The following is a 14,117-nucleotide window of genomic DNA, read 5'->3' on the forward strand; positions in this document are numbered from 1 at the left end:
CTGGTCAAGCATCCGCACGCGGATGGGCTCAGCGCGATTCCTGGATGCGGATGAGGTTTCCGGCGGGATCGCGGACGGCGCAGTCGCGAAGCCCATACGGCTGGTCGGTGGGTTCTTGGACGATGTCGACGTCGCCGGCCTGCAGCCGTTCGAAGGTGCCGTCGAGATCCTTGGTGGCCAGCAGCAGCGTGGCGTAGCTGCCCTTGGCCATCATCTCGGCGATGGTGCGGCGCTCGTCGTCGGTGATGCCCGGATTGGCGGCCGGCGGGTTCAAGACGATGGACGTGTCCGGCTGGTGTGGCGGACCCACCGTGATCCAGCGCATCGTGCCCTTCCCGACGTCCAGGCGAACTTCAAAGCCGAGGACGTCGCGATAGAAGGCGAGCGATGATTCCGGGTCCGTGTGGGGAAGGAAACTCGAGTGAATGGTGATGTCCATGCGGTCAGGTTAGGTGCGGTCCGATGGCAGCTGCTTCTCGATTCCTGATCGGTCTGGTCACCTGTTTGACCACGCATGGCGGCATGCCCGCCAGCGCGTCAGCAGCCTGGCGGCGGTAGGTGCTGGGCGGCACACCGACCAATTCGGTGAATCGGGTGCTGAAGGTGCCCAGCGACGAGCAGCCGACCGCGAAGCAGACCTCGGTCACGCTCAGGTCGCCCCGGCGCAGCAGCGCCATCGCCCGCTCAATGCGACGCGTCATCAAATACGAATACGGCGATTCGCCGTAGGCACGCCGGAATTCGCGGCTGAGGTGGCCGGCGGACATGTGCACCCCGCGCGCGAGCGCTTCGACGTCCAACGGCTGCCGGTAGTCCCGGTCGATGCGGTCCCGAACGCGGCGCAACAGGACCAGGGTGCGCAGGCGCTGCGCCGCGGCGTCCGGTGTGTTGGTCACCTACGTGATGCTGCCACCCCGACCTGTTGAGGGTGCACCTCTCTCGGGGTGTTTCGTCCTCAGGCCATTGTGGCGCTGCGCCAGGCCAGCGGGTTCAGCCCGCGGTAGGGGTCCTGCCCGCGCAGCCGGAGCAGGTCGGCCAGGATGTCTTCCAACTGCAGCCGGGCCCGCTCCCTGACGATGTCCACCCACTGTTCGTTTTCGACGCCGAGCGGCGTCGTGGTGTCGATCGCAGGGCCGAACCGCAGATACATCCGCTGCGGGCGCGGGATGAGCGTCGGCCCGATCCCCCGCAGCAACGGCATCGCCATGTCCGGCCGGCCATTCAATCGCCGGCTCAGGGCCGCACTGACTTTCGCGTATGCGCTGTCGCGGGTGGTCCAACTGCGATACACGTCGTCGCCCCCGACCAGGCCGACCGGCACGATCGGGTAGCCATTTTCGACCGAAAGGCGGGCGAAGCCCGAGCGCCCTTGCCAGCGCAGCGTGTACTCCTCGCCTTTGAATTTCGCGATCTCGCCTCCGCCGCCGGGGAACACCAGGATGGTTTCGTCGTGGCGCATCAGTTCACGCGCATTCTCGGGTGCGCCGATCACGCCGCCGAACGCCGCCATCAGATCGGCGGGCAATCCGCGCAGCCGCCCGAAATTCCGGTCGGCCAGTGGCCGTACCCGCGTTCCGATGCTGCGCCGCACCGCATCCGCAATCAGAAAGACCTCGGAGCCGAGCTGAGTGTGGTTGCCCACCAACAGGAATCGACCGTCGGGCGGCAGATTCTCCAGCCCGTCGACGTACGGACGGGACAGGTTCAGCACGGGGTGCAGCCCATCGGTCACCGCATCGAGCACCCGGCGCAGCGCCCGGACACGCTCGCCGGGGTCGGTGATGGCGACGAGATCGGGTCCGTCACTCATGGTCGGCGGGTCCCTCCGGACGCGAGAACACGACGGCGTGCGACGGCATCCCGCGTCGCCGCGGCGAAGCCAACACCTGCATCCGGATGTCGGGGCCGGCGCTGTGGCCGAGGGCCTCGAGCGCCGACGTGCTGTAGGCCCGCAACGCGCTGATGAACCCGTCGTGCAGGCACGGGTGTATCCACGACCACGGCAACAGCACCAGGTTCACCGGCAGCGTCACCACCGGAAACAGCAACGTGGCCAACGGACTTCGCCTCTTGAGGTCGATGACCAAGAACCGCTTGCCTACCCGGGTGGCCTCGGCGATGGCACGACAAGCCACTGCCGGCGGCAGGTGGTGAAACGCCATCGCGAACACCACCAGGTCATAGCTGTCGTCCGCGGCGTCGATCGCCGTCGCGTCGATCAGTTTTGCCTGCGCACGTGGATGAGCGCCGAGCGCACCGGCGCCGATGTTGGCCACCGAGGTCGCGTCCACATCCGAGACGGTGACTGTCGCCGTGGGGTGCAGCTCCAGGATTTTGGCGGACAGTTTGCCGTGACCCGCGCCCAGTTCCAGGACGCGGGGGTTGGGGATGTCGGCCACGACATCCAGGGCCATCCGCGCGAATGTCTCGTGCTGGTTGGTCAGCGTGCCGATGCGATCCAGCATCCCGATGACCTTCTGCTTGACCTCGTCGGCGACGTCTTCGCGATCGAGGTACTCCGGCGTATCGGTCTCGAACCGGCGATCCAGCCACGACGCATCGGGTCCGCCCCGCGGCATCGTCGCGATCGCAGTTTGATCGAGTGTTCTGGCCGTCCCCATCGCCCCGTCTCCTTTGCGCTTTCCGGTGTGCTCCCACCACCGTAACAAACGAACCAGTTCGTCCGCCTATGATGAGTCTGTGAGGACCACCACTGAGCTGCGCGGCGAAATTCTCGCCGCCGCTCGCGCGGAATTCGCGCAATACGGATTGGCGGGCGCCCGGATCGACCGCATCGCGCGGGCCGCCAGTGCCAGCAAGGAACGTTTGTACGCGCATTTCGGCGACAAGGAGACCCTGTTCCGCGATGTGGTCGCCGCTGACGGCGCGGAGTTCTTCCGCGCCGTTCAGGTGCGCCCCGACGCGGTCCCCGAGTTCGTCGGTGACATCTTCGATCTCGCCCAGAACCGGCCGGAACACCTGCGGATGATCACCTGGGCGCGGCTGGAGGGCTTTCCGCTCGACAAGCCCGAGTTCGACGGCGAGTCCCCGCCCGACAGGGCGGTCGCGGCGCTGGAACGCGCCCGCCTAGACGGTCACGTCGATCCGTCGTGGGACCCGAGGCAGCTGCTGGTGCTGCTGTTCGGCATCGGGCTGGCCTGGGCCCACTGGCCCGACCCCGACGCGGCGACCACGGACGCGGACGTCATCGCACGCCGCCGCGCCGCCGCGGTGGAGGCCGCGGCCCGGCTTATCCGGGGCCGAGCCTGATGTGTTCGCCGATAATGTTGTGCCGCAACCGGTTAGACGCCAACGAGCTCCGGGTGGTACTTGGCCGCCATGCGACGGATTCCGTCGCGCCAGTCGACCGAGGTGCCGCCGATGAGCTCGTGCATCCGGTCGATGGTGGTGGGATTGCCGCGTAGCGCTTGCTCGCTCGGCTCGAAGACCGGTTCGGCGCCGATTAGCGACCCGAGGTAGTCGCACCACTCCTGCAAGCTGACGGTCTGGTCTCCGCACCAGTTGACCGTGGTCGCCGGGACCGACGCGGCCTCGAGCAGCTTGGGGATGGTGGCGATGATGTCGTCCTCGTGAATGGGGTTGTAGCGCGCGGGTTCACCGGGCGGGACGGGAATCGGGATGCCGCCCAGCATCATCTCCATGTGATAGAACGGCCAACCACCGTTGTCGCCGTAGGGAACGTTGAGCCGCGCGATCGTGGTGGGCAGGCCCAGAATGCGAGCCGCCGACCGGGCCACCACTTCCCCGGCGATCTTGGAAATGGAATAGGTGGGAAAGAGTGGCTTGTGGTTGTCGCCCAGGGCGGACCGCTCGCTGCGCGGCTCGTCGTCCGGCGGGTCGTAGACGGCCGCCGACGAGCAATGCAGGAAGGCCTTTGCGGTGCGACAGTGGGCCATCAGCAGGCCGACCGACTCCGCGTTGGCCGCAAGGTCCTTGTCCCAGCTACCGCTCTTGGCCACCGCCAGGTTGAGGACATAGTCGAAATCGGTTGGCACACCGGTGAAGTCGCCGGCCGCGAGATTCACCTTCTCGCAACGGATTCCGGCCTTCTCAAGGCCTTCACGCGCGGCGGTGTCGGTGAACCGGGCGATCCCCCAGACCTCGTTGTCGCCGGCCAGCGCCCGGGCGATGGGGGTGGCGATTTGACCGGTCGGGCCGGTGATCAGGATTTTTGCGCCGCGCATGGGCGCAATGGTATGCGGTGACGAAACTGGATGTTGCATAACCGTCCACCCTTGTTCGGGGTGGTTGCGCCTCCGCGATCGTGAACTTTCGCGCATTTTGCTCACGAGAGCGATAGGGTCTTTGCATGGCCGCCACAGGCCGCATCGACCTGCGACTCGGCACCCAGGTACTGCTGGTGCAGCTCGTTGTGGTGACGCTGACGTTGATCGTCGCGTTTGGTTTGTTCGCCGCATTCAACCGTCACCGTCTAGACGTCGAGTATGGCGTTCACGCCTTGGATATAGCTCGGGTAGTGGCCTCTTCCCCGACGGTCATCAACAACATCTCCCGCTACAACGACACCCCGTTGACCGCAAGCCCTGCACTGGTCGACGAACTTGCGGTCGGTCCAATTCAAAGCGTTGCGTCACACGTCGAACAGCGCACGCACGTGTCGTTTGTGGTGATCGCCAACATGCGTGGCATCAGGCTCGCCTCTCCCGATCGGCACAACTTGGCCCGGATGGTCGGTAGCGATATCACGCAGGCCCTTGCCGGGCGCGAGGAGACATTTCATGAAATCACGGTCTACGGCCGGTCGATAGTTGCCAGGGTTCCGGTGCTGGACGCGGGTTCTGATCGTGTGCTGGGTTTCGTCGGCGTTGGCATCTCCACGAGGGCGTTCGATGAACAGTTTTCTGGCAATCTGCGCGTGCTGGCCGCGATGGGAGGAGTTCTCCTGGTGGTCGGTGTGGTCGGCTGCGTGTTGCTGGCCAGGCGTTGGCGAGGGCTGACGCTGGGTTTGCGGCCGGCCGAGATCGTCGAGCTGGTGCGCAGCCAGGCGGCGGTGCTGCAAGGCATCGGCGAGGGCGTGCTGGCAGCCGACACCTCCTGGAACATCACCTTCGTCAACGATGAGGCGTGCCGGCTTCTCGAGATCGGTAGCGACACAGGCGGCTCCGTCGATGACATCGGGTTGACCCCGCGGGTCCGTGACGTTTTCAAAGCGGCCGATTCGGCGCCAACGCTCGCCAATGTCGGTGGTCGGATCGTAGTGGTCTCCGCGCGGCCGGTATTGCGAGAAGGACGCGAGCTGGGAACCGTGCTGGTGGTGCGGGACAGAACCGATGTCGAATCACTGACGCGGCAACTCGACGCGGTGCAGGTGATGAGCACCGTGCTGCGCGCACAGCGCCATGAGTTCGCCAACCGTCTGCACCTACTGAACGGGCTGTTGCACGGCGGCCATGTCGACGAGGGGTTGCAATATCTGGAAGAGCTTCTCGGCTCCGGCCCGTTGGGATCCGCGCTACCGGGCATCGACTCGATCCGCGATGCGTACCTGCAGGCCTTTTTGGCGGCCAAGGCTGCGGCCGCGCGCGAAGCCGGCGTGACGCTGAAGATCGGTGAGAACACCTGGGTGTCAGGCCGGCTCGTGCTGCCAGTCGATGTCACCACCGTGGTGGGCAACCTGCTGGACAACGCCATCGATGCCGCTCGGGTGAGCGATACCGAGCCCAGAGAAGTGGAAGTCGAGCTATTGCAGGACGGTTCGACGCTGCATGTCACGGTGGCCGACAGCGGCGACGGCGTCGCGCCCGAGTTCGTTGGCGATCTGTTCACCGAGGGCAGGACGACCAAGCCGGACTCCGGCATCCCGGGCGGCCGGGGTATCGGGCTCGCGTTGTCGCGTCAGATCAGCCGCTCGCTGGGTGGCGATCTATGGCTGGCCAGTCCCGGGAACACCGAGATGCAGCTGCGGGGCGCGGAGTTCATCGCTCGACTGCCAGGCGTGATGGTAGAGGAGGCGCAATGGGCGACGCAGACCTGACGGTGCTGGTTGTCGATGACGACTTCCGCGTCGCCAATATGCACGCGGAGGTCGTCAATACGCTTGGCGGCTTCACGGTGGTCGCCACCGTCAACACGCTCGACGCCGCGCGCAAGGCCGACGCCGTCGATCTTGCGTTGGTGGACGTCTACCTACCCGACGGGTCCGGAATTGATCTTGTCCGTGAATTACGCGGCGACAGCATGGTACTGACGGCGGCAACCGAGGCCACCACGATCCGAGCAGCAATGTCGGCCGGGGCTCTGAGCTATCTCGTGAAGCCGTTCGCGACCACAGACCTCGCCGCGCGGCTGGCCGGCTATGCGCGGTACCGCAAAATCCTTTCCAGCCCCAATCTGAGCTCCAGCGACGTGGACGCGGCACTCGACGCGCTGCGCCCGAGGATTGCTCCTTCCCAGCCGGCCACCCTGGCGGCTTCCTCCACCAAACAGCTTGTGCTGCAAGCCTTAGGAACATCGAACAAGCCGATGTCGGCGGCGGAAGTTTCTGCTGCGATCGGGATATCGAGGGCAACCGCCCAACGGTATCTGGCGGCGTTGGCCAGCACCGGTGACCTCACCGTGGGCCTGCGTTACGGAGCCACGGGACGACCCGAGCAGGAATTCGTAGCGATCGACAAGCGACGAAGGCGTCTACCCCGCTGAGTGATCGCCTTGCCGGGCCACCAGTTCGCCCGGCCGAGCATTGCCGCCAGAGCCGGCACCGTAATGGTGCGCACCACAAAGGTGTCGACCAACAGCCCTACACCGATGATCATCCCGGTTTGCACCATGGAAGACAGGCTGCCGAATAGGAGCCCGAACATCGAGGCCGCGAAAATGATGCCGGCCGAGGTGATGACACCACCGGTCGAACGAACGGCACGGATGACTCCGCTTTTGACGCCCGAGGCTGACTCCTCGCGAATCCGTGTGATCAAGAGCAGGTTGTAGTCCGCTCCGACGGCGACCAGCACGATGAACGCCATGGCCGGCACGTTCCAATAGATGGCCTGATCGAGCACGAACTGGAAGACGACGACTCCCACGCCCAACGCCGATAGAAACGAGATCACCACGGAGGCAATAAGATACAGCGGAGCCACGATGGACCGCAGCAGTGCGACGAGGATAAAGAAGACAACCGCGAGCGTCACGATGACGATCAGACGGACGTCGTCGTTGAAGTAGCTCCGCATCGCGCTGTACATCGCGGTGGTGCCGACGACCGATATCGATGCATCCGAGAGTGAGGTGTTGGGCTGGGCGCCGCGAGCAGTATTGAGGATCGACGCCACCTGATCCATTGCGGTTGTGCTGAACGGATCGAATTTCGTCTCGACGATGAAGCGCACCGAACGCCCGTCGGCCGAGATGAGCATCTTCGCGGCGTTCTTGAAGTCGTCCGACGTGATCACCTTGGGCGGGATGTACATGCCCGCCATGGCGGTTTGCGACGCGTCACGATTCATCGAGAGCAGCAGGTCGGCCGCCTGGTTCATTCCGACGCCCATCTTCTTGGTCTGTTCGACGAGTGTGCGCACTCCCTGGTCCAGCCGCTGGCTCCCGTCGGCGAGCGCGTCGGCACCTTGTTGCAGCCGAACCAACCGTTGGGGCACGTCGGTATTGCCTGCCGCCGCCAACAGTGCGCTCAGCCGCTGCATCATCGTCGCGAGCCGTTGCACCACAGGGGCGATCTGCGCAATCAACGTACCGCCGTTTCGCGGCGGGGCTAGTTGTCGCAGTTGCGCGCGGCCAGCAGTGCACGCAGGGTCTGCGTTGCATTGCGGACTCACGTTCAAGGCGTCGATCATGGGGCCGACCGCGTCAACGGCACCGTCGACCAGCGGCGCGGCGGACCCGGTGTTCGCCAGCCCACGCAGGGTGTCCAAGAACTGCGACGCGGCGACCAGCTGCTGTCGCACCTGGTTCAAGGTCGTGCCGAGTTCCATTGCTGGCCTGGCAGCAATATGGGTCTGGTCGCGAACCTGGCCGAGACTTGCCGCCAGTTTGTCCGCGCCAGCGGTCAATGCGTCGAGGTCGTCGCTTCTGCCGGAGACTTGGGTTGAGGCATTCTCGAGGTTGGTGCCTACCTGTCCGGCTTGAAAACTCAGTTTTGTCTGATCGAGCGGTTGGCCGTTGGGTCGCGTGACGCCGCGCACCGCGGCGATATCGGGCAGCTGCGAAACGCGTTGGGCCATCTGCTCCAGGTCGGCCAAGGCTTGTGGGGTACGGAGGTCGCGTGGCGAGCGCACGTAGATGTACTGCGGCAGCAGTGCACTGGTCGCGAAATGACGTTCCATCGCCGTGAAGCCGACATTGCTCGGTGCCGACTGCGGCAGCTGCATACGGTCGTTGAAGGTGGGTGATAGGAAGGCGGCGCAGGAGGCCAGCGCGACCAGCAGTGCCAGACTGATCAGGAGATGCATCTTGGGCCGGCGAACGATCAGCACGCCTGACCTCTGCCACAGCCGGCCAGTCAGAGCTTTTCGGGGCGCCACCCAACCGCGCCGGCCTGCAAGGACGAGCGTGGCGGGCAACAACGTGATCGCGGCGAGAAAGGCGATCAGGATCGAGATAGCAAGTGCCGGGCCAACAGTTGTGAACGCGGGTAGGCGGGTGAAGATCATGCCCAAAAAAGTGAGGGCGACCGTGGCCGCCGAGCCGGCAATGACCTTGCCAATGGAGGTCAATGCTTTCTGTACTGCGAGGTCGGAGTCGGCACCCGACCGCAGGTACTCGTGGTAACGGCTGATCAAGAAAACGGCGTAATCGGTGCCGGCGCCGACGATCATCGCGGTCATCAATGCGATCGTCGGTGCGGACACACCTAACCCCAGCTGATTCAGCGCGGACACTATGCCCTGGGCCGAGGCCACCGAAAATCCGATGGTGAGCAAGGGCACCAACACGGTGACCGGGCGCCGATAGATCACCGACAGGATGGTGAGCACCAGTGCGGCGGTGGCGATTTCAATCAAGTGCATGTCGTGGGCCGTCACGATTGACATGTCACCGACGACGGCGGCTTGTCCGGTCACCTGCGCGGTCAGCGCGGAGCCCGTGGCGGAGCGTTCGGTGACTGCTGCAATCCGCTGATAAGCCTGAGAGGACTCCGGGGAGCCCGCGGGCGCTTTGAGGTCCACCGCAAGGTAGAACGCCTTGTTGTCGGCACTGACCATCGAAGGGCGCAGAGCGGGCATGGTGACGAGGTCGTGCACGCCGGCCACATCGCGGGTATCGGCGCGCAACCTGGCGGCCAGCCTGCCATAGACCCCCTCGTCGGCGGGTGTCAGCCCGTTGCCATCGGTGAGCACGACGATCAGGATGTTCTGCGCGGATTCACCGAAATCCTTGGCCATCTGGTCGGCCGCCGCCAGGTCTTTGGCCGGAAGTGCCTGAACGGTTTGATTTTCCACCACCTTCGTCAGGGAGGGGAAGGCCACCGCCAGAACGCCGACTGCCGCGAGCCAGACGGCGATCACGAGCCAAGGTGCACGGCTGATGAGGCGGCCCAGCACAGCAAACGCGTCGCTGCCTGTCGAGACCTTGGGGGTGATCGATTGCGTGGCCATGGCCAACCTTCATTCGTGTGGGTGCGGTCGAGGGGGCGGCTTCTGATGCCGCTTTCGTGGGTGGCCTTTTACCGGCGTCTATCCGGCGGCCACGACTTCGGGGCTTCGCCAGTTCGTGGTGCAGGTGAGCGAGAAGTCGCTCAGCGTGTCCGAAATCATCTGCTGCAGTTCGTCTGTCATGTTTCCAGGTTGGTATGCAACGACGGAGACGAAGACCCGTCCGTGTGTTATGCCGGAGAGCAAGCTGAGCAGCCCGCCGGTATGGTGCATCGTCGCCTTGGTCATGCTGGGGTAACGCATCTTCATGGCGAAGTAGTCGGCGTCGGTGCCGTCTGGCCGGTTGGCGGCCGGGTTGACGACTCCGAGGTTGGACGACGCGGTGGTCGTATTGCCAACGGCCAGGCCGATCATTCGCTTTACCAACCACTTCGGTAGCAGGGGAACGATGGGCAGCAGCGCGAACCGTTCGTCGGGCACCTCCTGGCGGTGGGTCAGCGCGTGCTTGGTTGCGGCGCGGATCTCCTGAAGGTCCGTCGCCGCTGACAGCGGGTCGACAGAGATGTCGATACCGGTGATCGCGTTGGCGCGGGTATCACCGGGCACGCGGTCGTTGACGGGTATTGCCACGACCGCCGAACCGTCGGCTGCGACCCGCCCCATTCGGTGGGCCAGGCGTGCCGCCAGTCCCACAAGCAATGCGTTGCCAGTTCCCCTGAGCGTCTGTGCGCGTCCGTACCACTCCTGCGCGTCGACGAATACCGTTGCCGTCGGGACAGTTACGAGTTCGTCAGTCCCGACGAAAGGCAGCTGTGTCCCATCCGGTGCAGGGGTGCCAGACCCGTCACGACTCTGGCTGCGCAGTAGCGTCCGTGTGCCTGCGGTGATGGCGCGACTGATCGCGGGGATGTCGCGCATCGTCTGGCGGCTGTCCTCGCGAAGCGAGCGCCACCGGGAGCGCGATTGCGCGGCGGGCCATGTAATCACGTCGTCCAGACCGTCGGCCGCATCCGCCAATGCCTCGCAAAGCCCGACACCGTCGGTGAGGCAATGTGAGATGACCAGGCTGATTCCCGCGCCGCCCTCAGCGAACCGCAGAACGGCGAGGTGCCATTCGGGTCCGTGCTCGCAATCCAGCGGGGTGCTGGCCTGCTCGTCCAACCAGGCGTCGAACTCGGCGCGGGAGCGGGCGCGGGCGACGATCTCGAGGCCGGATGAGCGGCCGGGCGTTACCCAGCGGTGCCGGCCGCAGGGCACCGGTGACCGTTCGATGCGACGGGCTAACCGTCCTCGCTCAAGATGGTGGTGAAACCGCCGCACACCATCGACGTCGATGGTCCGGTCGTAGACCCAGACGCATTGAAGCACGTTGCTGGTTCCGGTGGCCTGCTCGCCGAGGAAGTGGATCTGGTCCACCAGGTCGATGACATTGGTCATTGTGCTTATCCCTTCGGGTTAGAGGGTGATTGCGGGCACGGCGTGGCTCGAGTTGGCGTGGTCTGCAACCACATCCGCCCACCGCGAAGTGGTCTCGGCGACGGCGGTGAATGCTTGCGTCAATGCCGAGATGTAACGATGTACCGAATCGCGCGCGGTCGGGTTATCCGGAAAGGAGATGGTTACGGTGGTTTTTGTCGCGTGCCGGTTGATCCAGATGTTGATCCCGCCGTGCGACAAGTTGTCGCCGTAGGCGCCGAAGTTCGTTTCTTCCCACAATGCGGCGATCGGTATCTTTCGGAAATCAAGAAACGACACCATCATGGCCGGGCGCGTGGGCAGCTTGATGGCCGGCTGATCTGGGGTCGTCAACTCCAAGACCCGTTCCAACGGCACGCCGGCAAGATGTTTCGCGGAGTCAAACGCCTTCTGGGCTGCCGGCGCCGACTCGAAGAAACAGCCGGCACCCGTCGGCACGGTCACGGGAATGAGACTGGCGAACCACCCGACACTCATCGTGTCGATGCCGGGCGTCCGCGTGTCGTACGGCGTGAATCCGTAATAGGTGTCGGCGCCGGTGAATTCGCGTTCGGCCAGGGCTGCGCAGGCCAGAATTCCACCGCTGAATCGGGCGCCGGCTGCGCGACAGACGGTGTCGAAGGACTCTGTCTGGGCCGCGTCCAGCAAGTCGACAGTCAGAAAGTCGCCTCGGTTGCTGGCCCACGTGTCGCCGAGCGGCAACGGGAAGCTCGGCCAGTCACCGTCGGTGTCGTGCGCGAATTTGAGCCAATCCTTGACCTGCGGGGACGACGAGGTCAGGCCGGCCAGCTGCTCGTGTTGGCGCATGGTGTAGTCGCTGTAGCTCCCGGCTGGGGGAAGTGTGAGCGGTGCGGCAAGCTGCGAGCGCTGGTAGGCGAGGTGAATGTCGAGGAATATCAAGCTGCCGGAGATGCCGTCGATGTGGAGATGGTCGACGCTGGCGTAGAACGTGAAGTATTCGCTGTGCTGGATGGCGCCGAAGGTAAAGCAATCCCATTCGAGGGTTTCCGGCGTTGTCGTCATTGCATGCGCCCTTATCTGCGCCACGTCCATATTCCCGGACTGCACCGGGAGGAATTCGACGGCTTCCACGTCGTCGATGGCATGTCGGACAACGTCGTCATTATCGAATTCGAACCAGTTGTGGTAGGTGTCGTGACGACGAACATGCGCATTGATTGCGGCCGTCATTGCCGCGATGTCACACACACCGGGGATGTCCCACGCCACGACCATCAAACGGGGCAGCTGCCTGCCCATCGCCTTCGCGTAGTGAGCGATTCGCACGTGTTGGAACTGCTGGTAAGTGGCAGGCAGGTCCGATCGCGGTGCCGTACGAGCCGCCTCACGCGCTACTGCTGAGGCAGTCCATGTGACTACCGGACCATGGGCCGGTTGCCATCCGTTGATGCTGCCCAATGCGACCATTTCCTCGCTCCTTGTCTTTCAACATCGACATTTAGTACGTTGCACATGAATGGCAGAACCGGCCATTTGCGGATAAACTTCGCGCCCGCGTGCATTTCCAGTGGTTCCGTAATCGTGCGCCGTACTCGGATATGTTGTGCAATCCGAACGTACGACGCCGCTTAGAGCTGTGTCGCTGTTGTAGTCAATAGTCACCAAAAGCGACGATTTCCTGGTTTTGCGCATTGTGCTCATCCGTCGCGATGGGCGGCGATTGATGCGCATCAGCTGACGCCTGCCGTCAGCCGCCTCGAGGAACGCGGTGGGGTTGATCTCGAGGATCGGTTCAGGGGCCAGCCATTGCCACCGCCGGTTTGCCGTGTGCGCAAACTGGCCGGCGCCCCCGGCGCCGGCGGGTTACAGCCCGGGCTGGTCGTCGATGATGCCCAGCCAGATCTGGGCGGCGTCGATGGCGACCTTCTCGCTGATGAAGGCGTGCTGCGTTCCGGTGTAGATGTCGCGGAAGGCGCGCTCCAACCGGCTGCCCTCGCGGATCGAGCTGGTCCCGGCGACCAGATGCGCCCATTCGGCGCAGCCGCGGGCGGTGTCGGTGGCGTAGACGGCGGCCACCCGCATGTCGGCGCGAAGCGCCGGGGTGAGGTCCTGTCCCGATGCCACCGCCGCCTCGGCGGCGGTGAACGCGTCGAGCACCAACAGCCGGGCCGCGCGCCAGGCCGCGCGGTGATGCGCCAGGCCCTTCTGGAAGGTGGGGCGGCTGGCCAGCGACGCCATGTCGCTCATCCGGAACTTCGTCGCGGCCAGCTCTTGGACATCGTCGAGCATGCTCTTGGCCACGCCCAGCGCCCACGACGCGTGCCCGGCCGCGGTCACCGGCATCAGTCCCATCCGGGTGGCCGGCGACGTCCCGCGGTGGGGCTGCCGCACAAACAGTTCAAACGTGCGCCTCTCGGGCACGAAAACGTCTGCGGCGCTGTAGTCGTAGGAACCGGTTCCCTTCAGTCCCTGCACGAACCAGCCGTCGTTGAAGCTGATCTCGTCGCGCGGAATGACGGCGACCCGCATCTCGGGGAAACCCTCACTGATCCAGCGCATCTCGCCGTTGTCCATCGGCAGGAACCCGGCGGCAACATATTCCGCGTGCCCGATGCCCGAGCCGAAGTTCCACGCGCCGCTCACCCGGTAGCCACCGTCGCCGGCGGTGCCCTGTCCGTTGGGGAAGAACTGGCCGCCCAGGGTGACCCGGTTGTCGTGCGCGGTGAACACCTCGGCGAAGCCGTCGTCGGGCAGGTATGCCGCCGCGGCGAACGACGAGGGCAGATTGGCGATCCCCACCCAACCGAATGACCCATCCTGCCAAGCCATTTCGATCCAGGTCTCGATCATCTCGGTGAACGACGGCTCGACGCCACCGGCCGCCACCGGGTTGAACGCCGACATCAGCCCGCTGGCCCACATCGCATCGACGATCGCCGGGGACAGCGTGCGCAGCCGCTCCGATTCGGCGGCTTCGGACTGCACCAGGTCCCGCATACCGCGGGCCAGCGCCACCACCCGGTCTGCTGTGTCGGCGATCGAGGTCATGGGGGTGACCGTATCAACCACTCCCGGCTTTGCGAACGAAAATCA

General features: G+C 64.9%; 12 protein-coding genes. 3 read left to right on the forward strand and 9 right to left on the reverse strand.

What is annotated here, in order from left to right; translation table 11 throughout:
* Positions 1 to 28: 28 nt before the first annotated feature.
* From A5624_RS06280 to A5624_RS06295, 4 genes are read right to left on the reverse strand one after another with little or no spacing between them, the layout of a single operon-like run.
* Positions 29 to 439, reverse strand: a complete 411-nt coding sequence (locus tag A5624_RS06280) for a VOC family protein (RefSeq protein ID WP_066863215.1) — start codon at positions 437 to 439, stop codon at positions 29 to 31.
* A gap of 4 nt (positions 440 to 443) precedes the next feature.
* Entirely contained in the window at positions 444 to 896 is a 453-nt protein-coding gene (locus A5624_RS06285) for a helix-turn-helix transcriptional regulator (RefSeq protein ID WP_066863218.1), read from the reverse strand.
* Positions 897 to 955: 59 nt separating this feature from the next.
* Positions 956 to 1,810, reverse strand: coding sequence for a lysophospholipid acyltransferase family protein (locus A5624_RS06290; RefSeq protein ID WP_066863221.1), 855 nt, complete (start codon positions 1,808 to 1,810; stop codon positions 956 to 958).
* The gene (locus A5624_RS06295) at positions 1,803 to 2,621 is read right to left on the reverse strand and encodes a trans-aconitate 2-methyltransferase (RefSeq protein WP_066863224.1); all 819 of its coding nucleotides are present in this window, start codon (positions 2,619 to 2,621) and stop codon (positions 1,803 to 1,805) included. The genes A5624_RS06290 and A5624_RS06295 overlap by 8 nt, the downstream gene beginning before the upstream one ends.
* A 79-nt stretch (positions 2,622 to 2,700) precedes the next feature.
* Here A5624_RS06295 and A5624_RS06300 point away from each other — a divergent pair, with 79 nt between their 5' ends.
* Positions 2,701 to 3,270, forward strand: coding sequence for a TetR family transcriptional regulator (locus A5624_RS06300; RefSeq protein WP_066863227.1), 570 nt, complete (start codon positions 2,701 to 2,703; stop codon positions 3,268 to 3,270).
* Between the two features lie 32 nt (positions 3,271 to 3,302).
* Here the strand turns inward: A5624_RS06300 and A5624_RS06305 are convergent, their stop codons facing one another.
* Positions 3,303 to 4,205, reverse strand: a complete 903-nt coding sequence (locus A5624_RS06305; protein WP_066863230.1) for an NAD(P)-dependent oxidoreductase — start codon at positions 4,203 to 4,205, stop codon at positions 3,303 to 3,305.
* A 125-nt stretch (positions 4,206 to 4,330) separates the two neighbouring features.
* Here A5624_RS06305 and A5624_RS06310 point away from each other — a divergent pair, with 125 nt between their 5' ends.
* Entirely contained in the window at positions 4,331 to 6,016 is a 1,686-nt protein-coding gene (locus A5624_RS06310; RefSeq protein ID WP_197518928.1) for an ATP-binding protein, read from the forward strand.
* Positions 5,998 to 6,681 carry a response regulator gene (locus tag A5624_RS06315; protein WP_066863233.1) on the forward strand — a complete coding sequence of 228 codons (684 nt, stop codon included), beginning with the start codon at positions 5,998 to 6,000 and terminating at the stop codon, positions 6,679 to 6,681. Before A5624_RS06310 ends, A5624_RS06315 begins: the two co-directional genes overlap by 19 nt.
* Here A5624_RS06315 and A5624_RS06320 read toward each other — a convergent pair.
* From A5624_RS06320 to A5624_RS06335, 4 genes are all read right to left on the reverse strand, one after another.
* Positions 6,609 to 9,500 carry an RND family transporter gene (locus tag A5624_RS06320; protein ID WP_369827448.1) on the reverse strand — a complete coding sequence of 964 codons (2,892 nt, stop codon included), beginning with the start codon at positions 9,498 to 9,500 and terminating at the stop codon, positions 6,609 to 6,611. The genes A5624_RS06315 and A5624_RS06320 overlap by 73 nt on opposite strands.
* A 168-nt stretch (positions 9,501 to 9,668) precedes the next feature.
* Positions 9,669 to 11,024: a hypothetical protein gene (locus A5624_RS06325; RefSeq protein WP_066863239.1), complete on the reverse strand. Its 1,356-nt coding sequence runs from the start codon at positions 11,022 to 11,024 to the stop codon at positions 9,669 to 9,671.
* An 18-nt stretch (positions 11,025 to 11,042) separates the two neighbouring features.
* Entirely contained in the window at positions 11,043 to 12,491 is a 1,449-nt protein-coding gene (locus A5624_RS06330) for a condensation domain-containing protein (RefSeq protein WP_066863242.1), read from the reverse strand.
* A gap of 396 nt (positions 12,492 to 12,887) precedes the next feature.
* Positions 12,888 to 14,072, reverse strand: a complete 1,185-nt coding sequence (locus tag A5624_RS06335) for an acyl-CoA dehydrogenase family protein (RefSeq protein ID WP_066863248.1) — start codon at positions 14,070 to 14,072, stop codon at positions 12,888 to 12,890.
* Positions 14,073 to 14,117 lie beyond the last annotated feature (45 nt).

The sequence above is a fragment of the Mycobacterium sp. 1482292.6 genome (assembly GCF_001672995.1).
GTDB lineage: Bacteria > Actinomycetota > Actinomycetes > Mycobacteriales > Mycobacteriaceae > Mycobacterium > Mycobacterium europaeum_A.

What these genes read in the sequence shown, in the direction of transcription:
- A5624_RS06280 (WP_066863215.1), bottom strand. Translation starts at nt 439, where the DNA reads ATGGACATCACCATTCACTCGAGTTTCCTTCCCCACACGGACCCGGAA.
- A5624_RS06290 (WP_066863221.1), bottom strand. Translation starts at nt 1,810, where the DNA reads ATGAGTGACGGACCCGATCTCGTCGCCATCACCGACCCCGGCGAGCGT.
- A5624_RS06295 (WP_066863224.1), bottom strand. Translation starts at nt 2,621, where the DNA reads ATGGGGACGGCCAGAACACTCGATCAAACTGCGATCGCGACGATGCCG.
- A5624_RS06305 (WP_066863230.1), bottom strand. Translation starts at nt 4,205, where the DNA reads ATGCGCGGCGCAAAAATCCTGATCACCGGCCCGACCGGTCAAATCGCC.
- A5624_RS06310 (WP_197518928.1), top strand. Translation starts at nt 4,331, where the DNA reads ATGGCCGCCACAGGCCGCATCGACCTGCGACTCGGCACCCAGGTACTG.
- A5624_RS06315 (WP_066863233.1), top strand. Translation starts at nt 5,998, where the DNA reads ATGGGCGACGCAGACCTGACGGTGCTGGTTGTCGATGACGACTTCCGC.
- A5624_RS06325 (WP_066863239.1), bottom strand. Translation starts at nt 11,024, where the DNA reads ATGACCAATGTCATCGACCTGGTGGACCAGATCCACTTCCTCGGCGAG.
- A5624_RS06330 (WP_066863242.1), bottom strand. Translation starts at nt 12,491, where the DNA reads ATGGTCGCATTGGGCAGCATCAACGGATGGCAACCGGCCCATGGTCCG.
- A5624_RS06335 (WP_066863248.1), bottom strand. Translation starts at nt 14,072, where the DNA reads ATGACCTCGATCGCCGACACAGCAGACCGGGTGGTGGCGCTGGCCCGC.